Origin of the sequence: Ensifer sp. KUDG1, from assembly GCF_050434285.1 — a bacterium.
GTDB lineage: Bacteria > Pseudomonadota > Alphaproteobacteria > Rhizobiales > Rhizobiaceae > Ensifer.
Genome location: NZ_JBNDIG010000001.1, coordinates 783141 through 801452, shown reverse-complemented (window position 1 = coordinate 801452; position 18312 = coordinate 783141). Strand labels below are relative to the sequence as shown.

At 63.9% G+C, this 18312-nt stretch carries 15 protein-coding genes; 7 read left to right on the top strand and 8 right to left on the bottom strand.

The genetic code is table 11. The annotated features are described in order from the left end of the window. Window positions 1-172: 172 nt before the first annotated feature. The 3 genes from M2267_RS03915 to M2267_RS03905 all read right to left on the bottom strand — a co-directional run bounded on the left by M2267_RS03915 (window position 173) and on the right by M2267_RS03905 (window position 2844). The gene (locus M2267_RS03915) at window positions 173-946 is read right to left on the bottom strand and encodes a LuxR family transcriptional regulator (RefSeq protein WP_052201938.1); all 774 of its coding nucleotides are present in this window, start codon (window positions 944-946) and stop codon (window positions 173-175) included. A gap of 143 nt (window positions 947-1089) precedes the next feature. Continuing rightward, window positions 1090-1830, bottom strand: a complete 741-nt coding sequence (locus M2267_RS03910) for a LuxR family transcriptional regulator (RefSeq protein WP_043620943.1) — start codon at window positions 1828-1830, stop codon at window positions 1090-1092. Between the two features lie 195 nt (window positions 1831-2025). After that, window positions 2026-2844, bottom strand: coding sequence for an IclR family transcriptional regulator (locus M2267_RS03905; RefSeq protein ID WP_429112624.1), 819 nt, complete (start codon window positions 2842-2844; stop codon window positions 2026-2028). Window positions 2845-2994: 150 nt separating this feature from the next. Here M2267_RS03905 and M2267_RS03900 point away from each other — a divergent pair, with 150 nt between their 5' ends. The 5 genes from M2267_RS03900 to M2267_RS03880 all read left to right on the top strand — a co-directional run bounded on the left by M2267_RS03900 (window position 2995) and on the right by M2267_RS03880 (window position 8038). Continuing rightward, on the top strand, window positions 2995-3765 hold the full coding sequence (locus tag M2267_RS03900; protein WP_429112622.1) for an SDR family NAD(P)-dependent oxidoreductase: 771 nt from the start codon (window positions 2995-2997) through the stop codon (window positions 3763-3765). Further along, a complete protein-coding gene (locus M2267_RS03895; protein ID WP_429112621.1) occupies window positions 3765-4682 on the top strand; it encodes a 2-dehydro-3-deoxygalactonokinase in 918 nt (305 codons plus the stop codon). The genes M2267_RS03900 and M2267_RS03895 overlap by 1 nt, the downstream gene beginning before the upstream one ends. Window positions 4683-4697: 15 nt before the next feature. Beyond that, window positions 4698-5333 (top strand): 2-dehydro-3-deoxy-6-phosphogalactonate aldolase, encoded by a 636-nt coding sequence (locus tag M2267_RS03890; RefSeq protein WP_043620947.1) that lies wholly within the window; start codon window positions 4698-4700, stop codon window positions 5331-5333. Next, window positions 5333-6217 (top strand): SMP-30/gluconolactonase/LRE family protein, encoded by an 885-nt coding sequence (locus M2267_RS03885; protein WP_429112619.1) that lies wholly within the window; start codon window positions 5333-5335, stop codon window positions 6215-6217. The genes M2267_RS03890 and M2267_RS03885 overlap by 1 nt, the downstream gene beginning before the upstream one ends. Window positions 6218-6313: 96 nt before the next feature. Then, window positions 6314-8038, top strand: a complete 1725-nt coding sequence (locus M2267_RS03880; protein WP_043620951.1) for an IlvD/Edd family dehydratase — start codon at window positions 6314-6316, stop codon at window positions 8036-8038. Between the two features lie 63 nt (window positions 8039-8101). On the opposite strand, the gene M2267_RS03875 is transcribed toward M2267_RS03880, so the two are convergent. Further along, window positions 8102-9196, bottom strand: coding sequence for a hypothetical protein (locus tag M2267_RS03875; protein ID WP_429112615.1), 1095 nt, complete (start codon window positions 9194-9196; stop codon window positions 8102-8104). A 358-nt stretch (window positions 9197-9554) separates the two neighbouring features. On the opposite strand from M2267_RS03875, the gene M2267_RS03870 reads away from it, so the two are divergent. Then, complete coding sequence (locus M2267_RS03870) at window positions 9555-10166, top strand: PRC-barrel domain-containing protein (RefSeq protein ID WP_192447652.1); 612 nt, start codon at window positions 9555-9557, stop codon at window positions 10164-10166. 63 nt (window positions 10167-10229) lie between these two features. On the opposite strand, the gene M2267_RS03865 is transcribed toward M2267_RS03870, so the two are convergent. Beyond that, on the bottom strand, window positions 10230-12278 hold the full coding sequence (locus M2267_RS03865; RefSeq protein ID WP_429112612.1) for an NAD(P)-binding protein: 2049 nt from the start codon (window positions 12276-12278) through the stop codon (window positions 10230-10232). Between the two features lie 39 nt (window positions 12279-12317). Beyond that, window positions 12318-13868 carry a trimethylamine methyltransferase family protein gene (locus M2267_RS03860; RefSeq protein ID WP_429112610.1) on the bottom strand — a complete coding sequence of 517 codons (1551 nt, stop codon included), beginning with the start codon at window positions 13866-13868 and terminating at the stop codon, window positions 12318-12320. A 92-nt stretch (window positions 13869-13960) separates the two neighbouring features. On the opposite strand from M2267_RS03860, the gene M2267_RS03855 reads away from it, so the two are divergent. After that, window positions 13961-14899 (top strand): LysR substrate-binding domain-containing protein, encoded by a 939-nt coding sequence (locus tag M2267_RS03855; RefSeq protein ID WP_205239391.1) that lies wholly within the window; start codon window positions 13961-13963, stop codon window positions 14897-14899. Between the two features lie 6 nt (window positions 14900-14905). On the opposite strand, the gene M2267_RS03850 is transcribed toward M2267_RS03855, so the two are convergent. Both M2267_RS03850 and M2267_RS03845 read right to left on the bottom strand, forming a co-directional pair. Further along, window positions 14906-16252, bottom strand: coding sequence for a putative bifunctional diguanylate cyclase/phosphodiesterase (locus tag M2267_RS03850; protein ID WP_429113036.1), 1347 nt, complete (start codon window positions 16250-16252; stop codon window positions 14906-14908). 263 nt (window positions 16253-16515) lie between these two features. Beyond that, window positions 16516-18234: a response regulator gene (locus M2267_RS03845; RefSeq protein WP_429112607.1), complete on the bottom strand. Its 1719-nt coding sequence runs from the start codon at window positions 18232-18234 to the stop codon at window positions 16516-16518. Between the last annotated feature and the right edge of the window lie 78 nt (window positions 18235-18312).

The following is an 18312-nucleotide window of genomic DNA, read 5'->3' as shown; positions in this document are numbered from 1 at the left end:
TGATCGGCGGCTTCACATCGCGGTGGCTGCCGCCATGCGTTTATAGCAACAGACCTCACCGATGCCGGAGTGCTTTGGGACGAGACGAGCGCAATCCCGTTGGCACATCTGGTCCGCCGGATCGGCCACGAGCCGACAGCGGACTACAGGCAAGCGCGAACCGGGTCGCCGCCTAGCTGATGTAGCCCTTTTTCATCGCCTTCACGACCGCCTGGGTGCGGTTGACGGCGTCGAGCTTCTTGGTCACGTGGTTGAGGTAGTGGTTGACCGTATGCTCGGAGAGCCCGAGGATGCCGGCGATCTCGGCGCTGGTCTTTCCGGCCGCCGTCCAGCTCAGGCACTGGATCTCGCGCTCGGATAGTGCGGCGCCGCTGCTTTTCCACACGGAGCCAATTTCAGCGAGACGGTTATAGACATGAATTGCAATCATCTGCAGTTCCATGGTCACCGTCATCGGCAGTTCGACCAGCGGGCCCATCAGGATGACCGCGCCACGGCCGCCCTCTGCGTCATGCACCGGGAAGTAGCTAGCCTGGAAGATGCCGTTTTCGCGCAGCATCGCGATGTATTCGGCCGCCGTTTCCGGCTTGCCGCCCTCGCCCTCCCACGCCGCAAGCGTCACCTGGAACGGCGTCGTCGTCTCGCGCAGGCGTCGTACGCCGGTGCTGAAGCGCAGCATCGACAGGCTGTCATACTTGTTCAGCAGTTCGGCCGGCATATTGGAGATGACCGTGCTCGCGGCAAGGCGCTCCACGTCGATCGAGGGGATCGAGCAGATCAGAAACGTCTTGAAGCCAAAGACCTGCGTGATCCGCCGCATGTAGCGGATGATATCGAACTGGGTCTCAAGCTTTGCGATCTCGGACGCGAAATCTCCGCCCCGGGGCAGATCTGCGTCAGTCATCCCGGTCGTCATCGTATCCTGCATTCGCGCGTTCCATGGCATTCATCACGTATCAAATAGACCGAGCAGCCTGCCAATGCCAACAGATGATCGAAAATCCCTGCCGCCTCGACCCAAAAGTCTGTGTATTTCCCCTGGTGAGGGCCGATATGGCCATCAGCCTCGCGCACGACGCGTGCCGGCGATCAGTTGATCAACCCGGCGCGCACGGCCTTTGCAACGGTCTGAACGCGATTGACCGAATCCAGCTTGCGCGTTGCCCGGTTGAGGTAGTGGTTGACCGTATATTCGGACAGCGCCAGAATTTTCGCCATTTCGCTGGTGGTCTTGCCGGCCGCCGCCCAGCGCAGACACTCGACCTCGCGGCGCGAAAGGCTTCCCGCTCCGCGCTTGTCGCGATCGCGAACCTCCATGTATTTGCTGTAGAGCACGCCGGCCCAAAGATTGAGCTCCTGAAGCTCGTCATTGGAAACCACGGGGCGGTCGCCGCCAAAGGCGATCGCGGCGCGGTGGCCGCTCGCATCGTGCACCGGCAGATAGAGGCCGCGCGGCATGTTCGCCTGCTCGAAGACGCAGACCGCCGCGTCGCCCTTGCCGTCGGCACGACGGCGGGCAAGCTGGTGCGCGTCGTAGGTGAAGGGAATGGTGCTGCGCCGCAGCCGCTGGATCACCGGGCTGCCGTTGATCAGGCCCGCGCTGTCATAACCCTTGAGAAAGGCAGCCGGGTAGTTCGTCATCAGTGCGCTGACCGACAGGCTGTTGCTCTCCGTCTCCGGAATGGCCAGCACCAGGAAACCACGGAAACCATAGGAATCCGCAACCTGGGCGATCACGCGCCTGATATCCTCTTCACAACAAATCGGCCCACGGATGGTTCGCCCATCAGGAAGCGCCAACGCCGACAAATTCGCGCTGAAATCGATCATCTTCCGCCCTTCTCCACATCCGGTTCCATGCGGGAACCGGCCGCTGACGCCGCATGAAGATCACGTCAAAAATTTATACCAATACCAAAAACGAACCAGACTAAGACCATCCACGAACCTGAGTCTGATATATTAAAGCTATCGAGCGAGACGCGCCACGTCCAGTCGATGTTTCTAATTTACCGTAAAGTGAATTCAAGGTCCACCACGGCCGGGCCCGAGACGGATCGCCGCGTCCTCGCCAACCGCTTGCGCCGCGGCCCGAACCGCAGCTGCCCAGGCCGACAATTGCTCCATGGTGACCCGGTAGGCAGGCCCCGTCACCGACAGGCCGGCCGCAAGTTCGCTGCCGGGAATGAGGATGGGCGCGGCAACACAGCGGATCTCCGTTTCATGCTCCTCGCGATCGAAAGCGTGTCCGTCGCGCCGGATTTCCTCGATCTCCGCCAGCAAGGTGGCGGCCGAGCGATGGGTCTGCGGCGTGAAAGCGTGAAACTCGGTTCGAGCCAGAACGCCTTCCAACTCCGGCTGCCCAAGCAGGGACAGCGCCGCTTTGCCGATGCCGGTGCAATAGGCCGGCGAGGCCTTGCCGATCTGCGAACTCATGCGCACCGTCTGGCGGCTCTCGACCTTGTCGACATAGACGATCTCGGTCTCGCGCAGGATGCCGAGATGCACGGTCTCGCCCGTCAACTCGTGCAGGCGCTGCAGGTGCGGTTCGGCAACATCGCGGAAGCGATTGGCAGACCAGGAGCGGTAGGCAAGCGTCAGCAGCCGGAGGCCAGGCTCATAGGAGAGGTCGCGACGCTGGATCAGCAGTCCTTCCTCGACGAGGTGGCTGAGCAGCCGATGCAACGTGCCGCGCGGCTGGCCGGACCGGGCGAGAATATCGGTGAAGCGCTGCGGGCCGTCGGCGGTGACCACCGCTTCCAGCACGGCGATCGCCTTGCCGAGCGTGCCCGTGCCAGCCTCCGCACGCCCCTCGTCCCCGCCGCCTGCCTCTTTGCTCGTCATCGTCGCTCGCCTGTGTCCGATTGCCGTCGCGCGATCGGCGCGCGACCTTGACAAGGTAGACGCTTCGACGCGATAATTCCATATAATAAAATCAAGTTCCAAATAATGGAACGATAATCTCACTACAAAACTGATCGGGGATACAGGAATATGCCGGTGCCGAGGGCACAGTTTCATGATCTCAGAGACCGCGCGGTGCTGATCACCGGTGGCGGTTCCGGCATTGGCGCTGCGCTTGTCGAGGGTTTCGTCGACCAGGGCGCACGGGTGGCCTTCGTCGATATCGACCAACGGGCAAGTCTCGACCTCGTCGAAAGGCTCGCCGCCAGGGCCGGCACGACACCACTCTATATTCCCGCCGACTTGCGCGACATCGACGCGGTAAAGAAGGCCGCGGAGACTGCGGCGACCGCGCTCGGCGCGATCCATGTGCTCGTCAACAATGCCGCGCGTGACGATCGCGAGCCGCTGGAGAGCGTGACAGAAGAGAGCTGGGACGAGAGCCAGGCGGTCAACCTCAGGCATCTCTTCTTCATGAGCCAGGCGATTGCGCCGCATATGCGCCAAGCCGGCGGCGGGTCGATCATCAATTTCTCCTCGATCGCCTATCTGCTCAACATGGCCGAAATCCCGGCCTATGCGACGGCGAAAGCCGCGATCGTCGGCCTGACCAAATCGCTCGCCGGAAAACTCGGCCCCGACAATATCCGCGTCAACGCGATCCTGCCCGGCATGATCGTCACGGAGCGACAGAAGCGGCTGTGGCTGAGCGACGCAGCGATCGCCGGCATGCAGGAACGGCAGTGCCTGAAGCGAAGCCTCACCGCCGACGATCTCGTCGGCCCTTGCCTATTTCTCGCGTCGGCTTGTTCCTCGGGCATGACCGCGCAAACAATGATCATCGATGGAGGCGCACTGTGATGACGGCAGCCTATTATGCCGCGGTGGATTGGGGAACGACGAGTTTCCGGCTGTGGATCATCGGCGAGGACGGCACGGTACTCGCCGAACGCCGAAGCGGCGAAGGCATGACCACCGCCAACAAGACCGGGTTCCATTCGATCCTTGAAAAACACCTGTCCGCCGTCGATGCGCCAGGCCACCTGCCGGCGATCATCTGCGGCATGGCCGGCGCCAAGCAGGGTTGGGTCGAAGCCGGCTATCTCGATACGCCGGCCGCTCTCGCCGATATCGCCTCCCATGCGGTGGCGGTGCCGGATCTCGATCGCGACATCCGCATCCTGCCGGGCCTCGCGCAACGCGACCGGCGGCATCCGGACGTGATGCGCGGCGAGGAGACGCAATTGCTCGGCGCGGCCGGCGATCTCGGTCGCGGTCGACATCTCGTCTGCATGCCGGGCACGCACAGCAAATGGGTGCGACTCGAAGACGGCGCCGTCAGCGGCTTCTCCACCTTCATGACCGGCGAATTGTTCGACGTGATCTCCAAGCACTCGATCCTCAGCCACTCGATCGCCGACGCGCACGCGTTTTCCGGCGACCATCCCGCCTTTGCGGCGGCGGTGGCCGAGGCGCGCACCAATCCGGCGCTTGCCACCAGCCTGATCTTCGGCGCGCGCTCCGGCCAACTGCTGCACGGGGCAAGCGCGACCGATGCCAAGGCGTTACTGTCGGGCACGCTGATCGGGCTTGAGATCGCCGGGGCGCTGGCTTCGGCCAAGACGATCGACAGCATCTGCCTCGTCGCCTCCGGTTCCCTCGGCACGCTCTATCAGGCGGCGCTCGAAAGCCTCGACTGCCCGCTCCAGGTGGTCGATGCCGACACCGCCGTCCGCTCCGGCCTCTCGACCGCCGCCCAAGCGATCTGGCCCCTCTGAACGAAAGACACGCTCATGACCCGCATTCCCTTTCCGCCGATGAAGTACCCGCTGATCGCCATCCTGCGTGGCCTCAAGCCCGAGGAAACCGCAGGCGTCGTCGGCGCTCTGATCGAAACCGGCTTCACCGCGATCGAGATCCCGCTGAACTCGCCCGATCCGTTCCGCTCGATCGAGACCGCCGTGAAGATGGCGCCCGAGGGCTGCCTGATCGGCGCCGGCACGGTGCTGACGACGGCGCAGGTGGAACAGCTTGCCGATGTGGGCGGCCGCCTGATGGTGAGCCCGAATGTCGAGCCAGCGGTCATCTCGCTTGCCGCAGAGAAGGGCATGGTCACCATGCCGGGCGTGCTGACCCCGACCGAGGCACTTTCGGCCGCAGCAGCCGGCGCGACCGGCCTCAAGTTCTTCCCGGCAAGCGTGCTCGGTCCATCGGGCATCATCGCCATCCGCGCGATCCTGCCGCCGGAGTTGGAGATCGCTGCCGTCGGCGGTGTTTCGGACGCGAACTTCGGCGACTACGCCAAGGCCGGCATCCGCAGCTTCGGTCTCGGATCGAGCCTCTACAAGCCCGGCATGAGCGCGGCCGAAGTCCGCGAGCGCGCCGTTGCCACCATCAAGGCCTACGACGCCGTCTACGGAGCACAGTGATGAGCGACACCATTCCCTTTGCCGGCAGCATTCTGTGCGAAGCGACGTCGATCCTCGGCGAAGGCCCGACCTATGATCCGGCGACCGGCACCGCCTGGTGGTTCAACATCAAGGGTCAGGAACTGCATGAGCTGCACCTGGAAAGCGGGCGCAAGACCGTGCATGCCCTGCCCTTCCTCGGCAGCGTGCTCGCCGTCATCGATCCGGCCCGGCAACTGATTGCCTCCGACCAGGGCCTCTTTGTCAGGGATACGCGGACCGGTGCCCTCAGCCTGCTCACCACGCTTGAGGACAAGCCGATCAATCGCTCGAACGACGGCCGCGTGCATGCGTCCGGTTCGCTCTGGATCGGCACCATGGGCCGCAGCGCCGAAAAGGGCTCCGGCGCGATCTATCACGTCGCCGGCACCAGGGTGACGAAGCTCTACGACGCCATCACCATTCCCAACAGCATCTGCTTCTCGCCGGATGGAACCGTCGCCTATTTCGTCGACACCGACATCAACCACCTGATGCGCGTCGACATCGATGCCGAGACGGGACTGCCCAAGGGCGAACCGAGCCTGCTCGTCGATGGCAGCGGTGAAGCTGGCGGCATCGACGGTTCCGTCTGCGATGCCGACGGCCTGATCTGGAACGCCCGCTGGGGCAGCGGCACGGTCGATGTCTACCGCCCCGACGGCGCGCGCATCGCGCGTTACGCGATGCCGACGACGCAGCCGAGCTGCACAGCCTTCATCGGGCCGAAGGCCGACCGCATGCTGGTGACATCCGCCTGGCAGGACATGGACGAGGCAACGCGTGCGGCTGACCCGCATGCCGGCAAGACCTTCGACCTCGGCGTCAGCGTCAAGGGCCGGTTCGAGCCGTCTTTCCGTCTCTGACCGGAAATTCTTGGCCACGGAACTCTTGGCGAAGCGCCAATAAAAAGTCATACAATTCAGCCACGCGTTTGATCGCATGGTGAGGAGGAAGCTCGCATGAGCGACAAGAAGAAAGAACTGCGCAGCCGTCACTGGTACGGCGGCACCGACAAGGATGGCTTCATCCATCGTTCCTGGATGAAGAACCAGGGATTTCCGGACCACGTCTTCGATGGCCGCCCGATCATCGGCATCTGTAACACCTGGTCGGAACTGACCCCCTGCAACAGCCACCTGCGCATCCTGGCCGAGGGCGTGAAGCGCGGCGTCTGGGAAGCCGGCGGTTTCCCGGTCGAGTTCCCGGTGTCCTCGCTCGGCGAAACACAGATGCGCCCGACCGCGATGCTCTTCCGAAACCTGCTCGCCATGGACGTCGAAGAGGCGATCCGCGCCTATGGCATCGACGGCGTGGTGCTGCTCGGCGGCTGCGACAAGACCACACCCGGCCAGCTGATGGGCGCTGCTTCCGTAGACCTGCCGACGATCGTCGTCTCCTCCGGCCCGATGCTGAACGGCAAGTGGAAGGGCAAGGACATCGGCTCCGGCACGGATGTCTGGAAGTTCTCCGAGGCCGTGCGCGCCGGTGACATGAGCATGCAGGAGTTCATGGCGGCCGAAAGCGGCATGTCGCGCTCACCGGGCGTGTGCATGACCATGGGCACGGCCACCACCATGGCCTCGATCGTCGAAGCCATGGGCCTGTCGCTGCCGACCAATGCAGCACTGCCGGCCGTCGACGCCCGCCGCATGGCGCTGTCGCACATGACCGGCAAGCGCATCGTCGAGATGGTGCACGAGGACCTGCGCCTGTCGAAGGTGCTGACCAAGAAGAATTTCGAGAACGGCATCATCGCCAACGCCGCCGTCGGCGGCTCGACCAATGCCGTCGTGCACATGCTGGCGATCGCCGGTCGCGCCGGCGTCGATCTCTGTCTCGAGGATTTCGACCGGGTCGGAAGCCAGGTGCCGTGCATCGTCAACTGCATGCCGTCTGGCAAGTATCTGATCGAAGACCTCGCCTATGCCGGCGGCCTGCCGGCGGTGATGAACCGCATCCAGCACCTGCTGCATGCCGATGCGCCGACGGTCTTCGGCGTACCGATCAGCAAATATTGGGAAGACGCCGAAGTCTATAACGACGACGTGATCCGCCCGCTCGACAATCCGCTGCGAGCCGCTGCCGGCATTCGCGTGCTCAAGGGCAACCTTGCGCCGAACGGCGCCGTCATCAAGCCGTCGGCCGCCAGCGAGCATCTCTTGGTGCATGAGGGCCCGGCCTATGTGTTCGAGACGATCGAGGAACTGAAGGCGAAGATCGACGATCCGGACCTGCCGGTCACGGAAGACACGATCCTCGTGCTCAAGGGCTGCGGGCCCAAGGGCTATCCGGGGATGGCCGAGGTCGGCAACATGCCGATCCCGCGGCGCCTCGTCGAAAAGGGCGTGCGCGACATGGTGCGCGTGTCCGACGCCCGCATGTCGGGCACCGCCTTCGGCACCGTGGTCCTGCATGTCAGCCCGGAATCGAATGCCGGCGGGCCGCTCGCCATCGTCAAGACCGGCGACCGCATCCGCCTCGACGCGATGAAGGGCGAACTCAACCTGATGATCAGCGAGGAAGAGTTTCAGACGCGCATGGCCGCCTGGCAGGCGCCGCCGCAGAAATGGACCCGCGGCTACTACAAGCTCTACCAGGACACGGTGCTGCAGGCCGACAAGGGTGCTGACCTCGACTTCCTCGTCGGCGCCAGCGGCAGCGAAGTGCTGCGCGAAAGCCACTGACGGCTTCGCATCCAGTTCGAAGCAGAAGCGCTCCAGATACCCCGCCCATCCGGCGGGGTATTTTTATCCGGCCAGAGGACGGGAGCCCAATCGCGAAAGGCTCGAGGCCGGCGAACGCAGCCGCACCCAGGTTTCAAAGCCGTAGATGGCAAACCCGAGCGCGATGAAAAACTCCTTGTACTCGGTCGGATCCCAAAGGCGCACGAGCGTGGAAGCCTGGAGGATGAAGAGCTCCTGGATCGCGACAATCAGAACGGCGCCGGCCGTCAGCACGATGAACTCGCGCCAGTGCCCCGCCCTCAGCGCGATGTCGGCGATCACCAGCAGTATGATCACGGTCATCATCACCATCATTTGCGTCGGCAGCATGCTCCAGTTGTCGCTGTTGAAGGCGGCCATCGGTGCGCTTGCCACCAGCACCAGCACGCTCGGGGCGAAGGCATCCAGCCGACCGAGACTGATGCTCCTGCGCAGATAGAGCCAGACGAAGGGCGCCAGCGTCAGAAGGAAGAAGCTGCCGGTGTAGTAGAGCAGCTCCGAGAAGCCGGTGGAGATGTTGTGCAGGTTCAGTTCCTGCTGCTTGTTGAGCGCGAGCAGGCCCTCCGGCGTGGCGATGCCGAAGACGCGCTGCATCCAGGATATCTCCTCCATGCCGATCACGAAAAAGCAAAGCGCCAGAAGCGCTGCAAAGGCCGCGGCCATCCAGGCGCGGCGCCCCATTCCCGATCGGGCCACGCGCAGCTGCCCGACGGCGGCAAACGCAAAGAAGCCGCTGGCGACGAAGATCAAAAGAGCCGATGCCCATTCGACCAGGCCGTCTTCGCGGGCCAGTAGGCTGAAGCCGAGGGGATCGGCAACGAACACCAGCGCCATCAGCACGGCGAGCATCCAGTTGGCGACGCAAAACCCAAGCTCACGGCCCGACGCCAGCCGCAGCTCCGGCGCGCCCAGCCAGGCGGCGTCGCGGGTAAATCCCTGAACAGCCGCAAGCGACAGGCTCAGCGCCACCCAGGCATGCCAGAGATTGTAGGGCTCGACGCCGGGAACCCGCTCCGAAAAATAGCGCAAGCCGAAAAGATTGCGCTCGATCAGAACGAGGCCAGCCATCGCCAGAACGGAGAGCAAGGAAATCGAAAGAAAGCGGCGCGGCAAGAACATCGTGAAAACCATCCCGGCATAACAGGGTGACGACGCTGCGCGCTATTTCCTGCCATGGGACAAGTATCAGCAAGAACACTCAAGAATTCATGAATGGCGCGAAGTACATAATTGATCACTAAAATACATATATTCGAAGACTGAAATACATGTCCGCAGGAGATTGCCGGCAATCCTTGGAAAATCGCGATCCGAGGCCACGCTCACCGGCAACGGATCTTTCGTCCCTGAAACTTTGACTATTTTTCCGGAACCGTTCGCGCCCCCGGGCGTTGACCCCATATCACCGGCGCGGTGGACCTGGCGGCAGAAGCCAGGCCCGCGCCCTGATCGAAACGTCAAGGAAAGGCAGTTTGAGATGATCAAGAAACTCGTAACAACCGTCGCGGCCGGCGCGCTCTTCGCGGGTCTTACTGTCGCCCCGGTGGCTTTCGCGCAGGACGCAACCAAGCCGATGGATCAGCCGCAGACGATGCAGCCGGCGCAGCCTGCGCCGGACGCCACGGCTCCGGCCGACCAGGCTGAAACGAAGCCGCCGATCACGGAAACCAAGCCCGCTGATATGGCGCAATCGAACGCCACCTATCTGACCGAGCAGGAGAGCGATCAGATTGCGGCCAGCACCTATATCGGCCAGAGCGTCTATAATGCCGGTGACGAAAGCATCGGCGAGATCAACGACCTGATCATGAAGAAGGATGGCGGCGTGGAAGCGGCCGTGATCGGTGTCGGCGGCTTCCTGGGCCTCGGTGAAAAGGACGTAGCGGTTCCGTTCGATCGCATCACGATCGCCGAGCAGCCCAACACGGACAAGCTGAAGCTGACGACGACGGAAACCGCCGATACGCTGAAGGCGGCTCCGGAATTCAAGACCAAGTCGCAGAAGATCGCCGAGCAGAACGCCAACCAGCCGGTTGACACATCGACGACCTCTTCGACAAGCACGGCACCGGCTCAGCCGCAGCAGTAATCGGTATCAGGTTGTTGTTGAGTGCGCAGGGAGCGGCGGTTCACACCGCCGCTCTTGCCGTGTTCAGACGAGCACGCCGTAACGCAAGGCATCGTAGATCCCCGCATGGATGTTGCGGCTGGAAACCGCATCGCCGATGCGGAACATGTCGAAACCGGCATCCGGGTTTTTCTGCGGGATGGGGTTCTCGCCGCGAAGCAGCGCCTTGTAGTCGACGGCGCCCAGATTGCGCGAAAGCGGCTTCAGTTCACGATAGAGGTCGTCCATCGGCATCGTGCCATGCTCGACCACCACTTGCGCCACGCGTCGCTCGACCGTGGCCTTGTCCGAAAAATCGGAACCGAGCGTCGCCACCAGGCCGTTGCCCTCCCGCCGCACGGATTTCAGCCGCGTGTTGATCGTCACCCGGACATTGTGTTCGGCAAAGGCGGCGGCATAGGGCACATGGTTCATGCCCCCGACCTCGGGCGCGAACATGCGCTCGGGCGAGACGATTTCGAGCTCGACGCCGGCACGCGCGATCAACTCGGCCGCCGTCATGCCGCTGTGGGCACCGTTGTCGTCATAGAGCAGCACCGGCCCCTCCGGCTTCACTGTTCCGGCGATGATGTCCCAACTCGACACGACGAGGTCGTCGCCTTTGTCGAGCGCAGGATTTTGGGCAATGCCGCCGGTCGCGACGACGACCAGATCCGGGACGCGCTCTTGAATGTCGTCCACGCCGGCAAAGATGTTGTAGTGGATCGGCACGCCGAGCCGCTCCAGTTCGGAGAGCCGCCAGTCGACGATGCCGATCAGCTCGCGGCGACGTGGATTGCGCTGGGCGAGCAGGATCTGGCCGCCGGCCTCGCCGGTCGCCTCCAGCACTTCCACCTGATGCCCGCGCTCGGCGAGCACCCGGGCCGCCTCGAGCCCAGCCGGGCCGGCGCCGACGACCACGGCCTTGCGCTTCGGCCCTTCGCTTTTGCGAATGACATGCGGCACGATCGCCTCACGCCCGGTAGCGGCATTGTGGATGCAGAGCGCGCCGCCGCCTTCATAGATGCGATCGAGGCAGTAGGTGGCGCCGACGCAGGGGCGGATTTGGGCCTCCCGGCCCTCCTCAATCTTCCTGACGATGTGCGGGTCGGCGATATGGGCGCGGGTCATGCCGACCATGTCGAGCTTGCCTTCGGCAATCGCATGGCGGGCGGTCGCCACATCGGCGATGCGGGCGGCATGGAACACCGGGAACTTCGTCGCCGCCCTCACCTCTCCGGCGAAATCGAGATGCGGCGACGCAGCCATGCCCTGGATCGGGATGACCTTGGTGAGCGGCGCGTCGTGATCGATATGGCCGCGGATGACGTTGAGGAAATCGACCTTGCCGGACCCCGCGAGCCGCCGGGCGATCGCCACGCCCTCCTCCTTCGAAAGCCCCTTGTCCCAATCCTCGTCGGCGACCATGCGGATGCCGACGATAAAGTCCTTGCCCACGGAGGCGCGGATGGCGTCGAGCACCATGTCGGTGAACCGCAGGCGGTTGTCGAGCGAGCCGCCGAAGGCGTCGTCGCGCTGGTTGGTTGCCGGCGACCAGAAACCGTCCATCAGATGGCCGTAGGCCTCTAGCTCGATACCGTCGAGACCGGCGGCCTGCATGCGGCTTGCCGCCGCTGCATAGTCGCTAACGATGCGCTCGATGTCCCAGTCCTCGATCTCCTTCGGAAAAGAACGATGCGCCGCCTCGCGCACCGGCGAGGCGGAGAGCACCGGCAGCCAATCGCCCTTGTTCCAGCCGGTGCGGCGGCCGAGATGGGTAAGCTGGATCATCACGGCGCAGTCATGCTCATGACAGTCGTCGGCGATCTTCTTCAGCCACGGCACGATCTCGTCTGAGTAAGCGTGGAGATTGCCGAAGGCCGGCGGCGAATCCTCCGACACGATCGCCGAGCCGGCGGTCATCGTCAGCGCCATGCCGCCCTTGGCCTTTTCCAGATGATAGAGCCGGTAGCGGTCCTTCGGCATGCCATCTTCGGAATAGGCCGGCTCATGGGACGTCGACATGATCCGATTCTTGAGCGTCAGGTGTTTCAGGCTGTAAGGCTGCAGCAGCGGGTCTTTCGACGATGTCATTTCCTGTTCCTTGAAAGGCGACCGAGCATGCCGGCTTCGTCAGTACCAAGCATCCGCCATGCTGTCCTTGCGACGCGTGACATAATCGATCAGCGCCTCGTCGAGCGCCACATCCAGCGGCGGCGCTTCATATTCGGCAAGCGTCTTCTTCCAGGCACGGTTGGCGCGTGTCGCCATGTCGGTCTCGCCCTCCTCGACCCATTTCTCGAAGGGTTCGTTGTCCGAAAGAGCCGAGTCCCAGAAGGCGGTCTGGTAGTTGCGCATCGTGTGGTCGCAGCCCAGGAAATGGCTGCCGGGACCGACCTGCAGGAAGGCGTCCATGGCGAGCGTGTTGTCGTCGACGACAACGCCGGCGAGATAGGAATGCAGCGCGCCGCAGAAGTCCGTGTCCATGACGAACTTCTCGTAGGACATGGCGAGCAGCCCATCGACGAAACCGGCCGAGTGCAGGATGAAGTTGGCGCCGCAATGCACCGCCGACAGCATCGACATCGCGCCTTCCTGCATCGCCTGCGCATCCGGCAGCTTGGAGTTGGAGAAGTTGCCGGCACAGCGCAGCGGCAGGCCAAGCCGGCGCGCAAGCTGGCCAACGACCATGCTGCCGATCGCCGGCTCCGGCGTGCCGAAGGTGGGCGAGCCCGAGCGCAGCGACATGGACGACAGGAAGTTGCCGAAGATGACCGGGGCGCCCTTGCGTTCGAGCTGGGTCAGCGCACAGCCGGCGAGTGTTTCGGCATAGGACTGGGCAATGGCGCCGGCATTGGTGACCGGCCCCATGGCGCCGCCGAGGATGAAGGGCACGATCACCGCGGCCTGGTTTGCCCGCGCATAGGCGCGCAGCGACTTCGTCATCGTCCCATCCCAGACCAGCGGCGAGTTGACGTTGACATTGCCGAGGATGACGCAGTTCCGGTCGACGAAATCGCGGCCAAAAAGAATGCGCGCCATCTCGATCGAATCTTCGGCACGGTCTTCCGCCGTGATCGAACCCATGAAGGCGCGGTCGGAATATTTGATGTGGCTGTAGACCATGTCGAGGTGGCGCTTGTTGACCGGCACGTCGACCGGCTCGCAGATCGTGCCGCCCGAATGGTGCAGCCAGGGGCTCGACTGAGCCAGCTTGATAAGGTTGCGGAAGTCCTCGATCGTGCCGTAACGCCGCCCTTTGTCGAGGTCCATGACGAAGGGCGAACCATAGGCCGGCGAGAAGATGACGTTGTTGCCGCCGATCTCGACATTGCGGGCCGGATTGCGGGCATGCTGGGTAAACTGGCGCGGCGCCGAGGCGACGATTTCCTTGAGCATGCCCGGCTCGAAGGTCACCCGGACGCCATCGACCTTCGCACCGGCCCGCTTCCAGTGGTCGAGCGCTTCAGGGTCGTCGCGGAACTCGATGCCCACCTCGGCGAGAATACGATCGGCGACCGCCTCGATCCGAAGCAGGCTTTCCTCGCCAAGGATATCATAGGTGGGAATGTTGCGGATAATGTAGGGAACGCCAAGGCTGCGCCCCGCGCCCTCGCGCCGGTTTGGCCGTGTGCCGCGCGTCCGTCTCGGTGCCGCCACCTCCGTTGCCAATGCTGTGTCCATGCCCGCATCCTCCCATCATCTCAGGTGATGCTATGGGCGAAAAATTCCACTGTAACGCTGGAAAAATTCGATCCATGCTATAAGCGTGATTTATGGAAAACCTGCGCCGCCTGCTCCCGTCCGCCGCAAGCCTCATCGTGTTCGAGGCGGCCGGCCGCCACCAGAACTTCACCCGTGCTGCCAACGAGCTCGGCATGACCCAGGCTGCAGTCTCCTACGCCGTGCGCGGTCTTGAGGAACAGCTGGGCGTGCCGCTGTTTCACCGCGTTCACCGCGCGGTGGAACTGACCGAGGCGGGGGAAAAATTCCATGCCGACGTGTCGGTCGGCTTGTCGCGCATCCAGAAGTCGGCCGAAGACATTCGCGCCAAGGGCCGCGAGACCAACGTGACGCTGGCGGCGTCGACCGCCTTTGCCTCGATGTGGATGCTGCCCCGCCTCAACCGCATGCGCGAGGACCTGCCAGAAATCGACCTCCGGATCCAGACCAGCGTGCGCGACCTCGACCTGGAGGAAGAGCCGATCCCGCTCGGCATCCGCGGCGGCGACCCCAGCCATTGGCCGCGCTACCATGCCGCCCTGCTCGCCGACGAGGTGGTCAACGCGGTCGCCACACCCGCCTATATCGAGCGGCATGGCCTGCCGAAGACGGCCGCCGACCTGCCCAACCACAATCTCATCCACCTGGAAGAGCCGGTGCGCCGCGCCTGCGATTGGACCGAGTGGTTCGCGAGCGCCGGCCATGCCTATCCCAAGCAGGCGCGCCGGCTTTCGATCAACGACTATGTCCTGGTGATCCAGGCGGTACTGTCCGGCGAAGGCGTGGCGCTCGGCTGGGAACACCTGATCTATCCGCAGATCCGCTCGGGCGCGCTGGTCCCGGTCGCCGGGCACGTGCTGAAGACGGGCCTTGCCTTCTACGTCGTCTGGCCGCGATCGCGCGAACTGAATGCGCAGGCCAAAAGGGTGCGTGACTGGCTGCTGGATGAAGGACGGCGCGACCGCGCTGAGATGTCCGGGACCGAGGACTAACCCGGATCAGGCCTGGACGGGAAGATCGCGGTAGCGATCGGCAAGGTAGCGCATCGTCGCCACCGCATCGGCGGGTTTTCCGTAGAAATAGCCCTGCCCCAGGCCGCAACCGAGTGCTTTCAGCTTCAGGGCCTCGGAAAAATCCTCGATACCTTCGGCGACGACCTCGAGTTCGAGACCCTCGCACATCGACACGATCGCCTTGATGATGTGCTCCGAGGCGCGATCGGCCGAGATGCGTGAGACGAAGGCCCGGTCGATCTTGACCTTGTCGAAGGAAAAATCGCGCAGCCGGCCGAGGCTCGATTGGCCGGTACCGAAGTCGTCGAGCGAGACGCGGACACCGGCGGCGCGCAGTTCGGCAACGATCTTCTGGGCGATATCCGCATCGGCCATGACGGCCGTCTCGGTGATCTCCAGCTCCAGGCGCCGCGGGTCGAGACCGATCTGGCTGATGATCGACAGCAGGCGTCGGCTGGTGGTCGGGTCCGTCAGCTGCGCCGAGGAGAGATTGAAGGAAAGGAAGAGCTCTTTCGGCCAGGAAAGGGCGGCATGGGCCGCCTTGCGCAGCAGCACCTCGGCGAGCGAATCGATGAAGCCGCGCTCCTCGGCGAGCGGCACGAACACCGCCGGAGAGACATAACCGAGATCGGCATCGCACCAGCGCGCCAGGGCCTCGAAGCCGACAACCGCGTCGTTGCGCAGATCGACGATCGGCTGGAAGTGCACGTCGACCTCGTTGGCGATGATGGCATTGCGCAGCGCCTGTTCGAGCTGCGTCGCGCGCTTCATCTCCTGGGCGATCTCCTGCGAATAGACGGTGATCTGCCCGCGGCCGCGGCGCTTCGAGCGATAAAGCGCAGTGTCCGCGCTTTTCAGGAGGTCCTCGAACACCTCGCCCGCAAAGGGATAGACGGCGAAGCCGAACGAGGCGGACAGACGAACATGACGGTCGCCGAGATCGAAGGGGGCAGACAGCACTTCCTTCAGCATCTGCCCGATCTTCTCGGCGCCCTTGCGCTCGAAGATCAGCGGCAACACGAAGGCGAATTCGTCGCTGTCGAAACGGGTGATGGTGGCGCCCTCAGGCGCGCAGGCCTTCAGCCGATAGGCCACCTGGCAGAGGATCTCGTCGCCCGCTTCGGGTCCGAACAGGTCATTGATCGGCTTGAAGCCATCGATATTGGCAAGGCCGATGGTGAACGGCGCCGGGTCGCTGGCCCGCTCCTCAGCGAGGTCAAGCACGCTCTGGCGCAGGCAACGGGCGTTGCCGAGACCGGTCAGCGGATCGACGTCGCCCCAGGCAGTAGACGCCTCGCGGCCAACGCGGTGGTAGGGCGTTTCAGCTGTCATCATCGCCGTCCCCCATTCATCTGGCAGGGGCGATGCCCAATAGACCGCACCGCCAGCCCGCGCCACGACGCAGACCGGCTGTGTCCTTCCGACACGACCGGGGCTTGGGCAACGAGGTGGATGCGAGGCATACGGATGGGGCTCTACACTTTAGCGGCAATTCGGTGCAGACGATCGCAATCGGCGGTTAACAATCCGATATCGCGCCGCTCCAAGATTTGCCATTGGCCTCCCCAATTCTAGCGAGTTGACACGCCTTTTACTCAACCAGCCGTTCGTACTGCCTTCATCGGCATGAATTTTCTCAGCACAGCCTCGATCATGTCGGGGCTCACCGGCTTCATGATGTGGTCGTCCATGCCGGATGCCTTGCATTGCTGCAGGTCGATATCCAGGGCCTGGGCGGTAACGCCGATGATCGGCGTTTTCTGTGTGCGTCCCTTCTCCGCCGACCGGATCGCGACGGTGGCGTCGAAGCCGTTCATGACCGGCATCGACACATCCATCAGCACAAGGGCCGGTTGCAGTTCGTGCCAGAGTTCGACGGCCTCGCGGCCGTTGGCGGCGATCCGATGAGAAACGCCGAGCCCTTCGAGGATCTGGGTGAAGACGAACTGGTTGATCTGGTTGTCCTCGGCAACGAGCACATCGACCTGCGGCGCCGGCGGCGGCGGCGCGATCTCCTCGGCCTCGAACGATAGCGACCATTCCTGTTGCGGCGCGGCGCCAGCCCGCTCGGAGCAGACGCGGAAGACTTCCGCAAGCACCGCCGCCCCGTCCTGATCCTCAGACACCGGGAGGATCGGGCTGTCGCGCCAGCCGGCGGCGACCTTCTGCCGCTCAGGGAAAGCCGCGTCGAGCAAGAGGATGTCGAGTTTCAGCCCCGCCTCGTCGACGGCCGCGCGGAAGGCGTGCAATTCGTCGGCATCGCGAACGGCGCAGGCGTCGAGCCCGGAGCCGCGCAGCCGGGCGACAAGCCGCTCCTCCAGCGATCGGTCGTCGGTAGCGAGAAGCACCCTCAGGCCGCGCGCCGGCAAGGTCTCGATCATCGACCCCGCCTCGACGAGCTGCTGGACATTCAGCGCCCGGAAAGGATCGTAGAAATTCTGCGCCGCGGCAAAAATGCTGTAGTCGCGGATTTGCAGCGTGACCTCGGCCGGAGGTTCCTCGCCGCCCTGATACCAGACGGCAATATCGGTCACGTCGTTCATGCAGGTGACGACGAAGTGGCGGCCGGGCATGCCGACGCGGTACTTGCGGGTCAGCACCCAGAGGTCGCTGCCGTCGGCACGCACGATGTGCTCGGCCTGCGAAAACGGCTTGCCGGTTTCAAGCACCATGCGATCGGACTGTTCGAAGCGCTCCGCCAGGTCGCTCTCGACCAGATCCCAGGCCGACCGGCCGAGGATGGCGTCCTGCGCCAGGTCATGGATCAGGCAGAAGGCCTTGTTGACCGCGATGTAATTGAGATTGCGGTCCTTGACGCAGATGGGATTGGGCTGGCCGTCGAGGATCTGCTCGGTCAGTTCCACCCGCTCCAGGTCGGTCTGGAGCTGTTCGTCGCGCTTCTTCTGGTCGGAGACGTCGCTGATCGACAGGATGCCCATGCCGCTCGACAGGCGGCGCTTGCGCATGGAAACCCAGCGGGTGCGGCCGGCGCGCTCGACGCTCTCGTAGCGCTCGCGCCAATGCAGCGCCATGTGCTCGGCAATCCATTCCTCGCGGTTGGTGCGCCGGCGGCTGTTTTCCGGAACCGTGCCCGGACGGACGCCGGTGTCGTAGACGGCGCCGAGGAAATCGCGGAGCCGCGTGCCCGGCATCAGGGCTTCCGCCGGCACCGGGAAAAATTGCAGCATCGTGCGGCTGGCAAAGAGAATGGTATCGTCCCGGCTGCAGACAAGCACAGCGATGCCGAGTGCGTCGCAACTCGACTCAAGAATGACCCTGTTGATGTCCGCGCCGTTGGGCGCCCCATCGCTCATCGCACTGTCCTCACTCGCCTACCGCATGTGTCCCTGGATCACCCTTGGATCAAGGCAGACAGGCGGCCATTCAAAGTG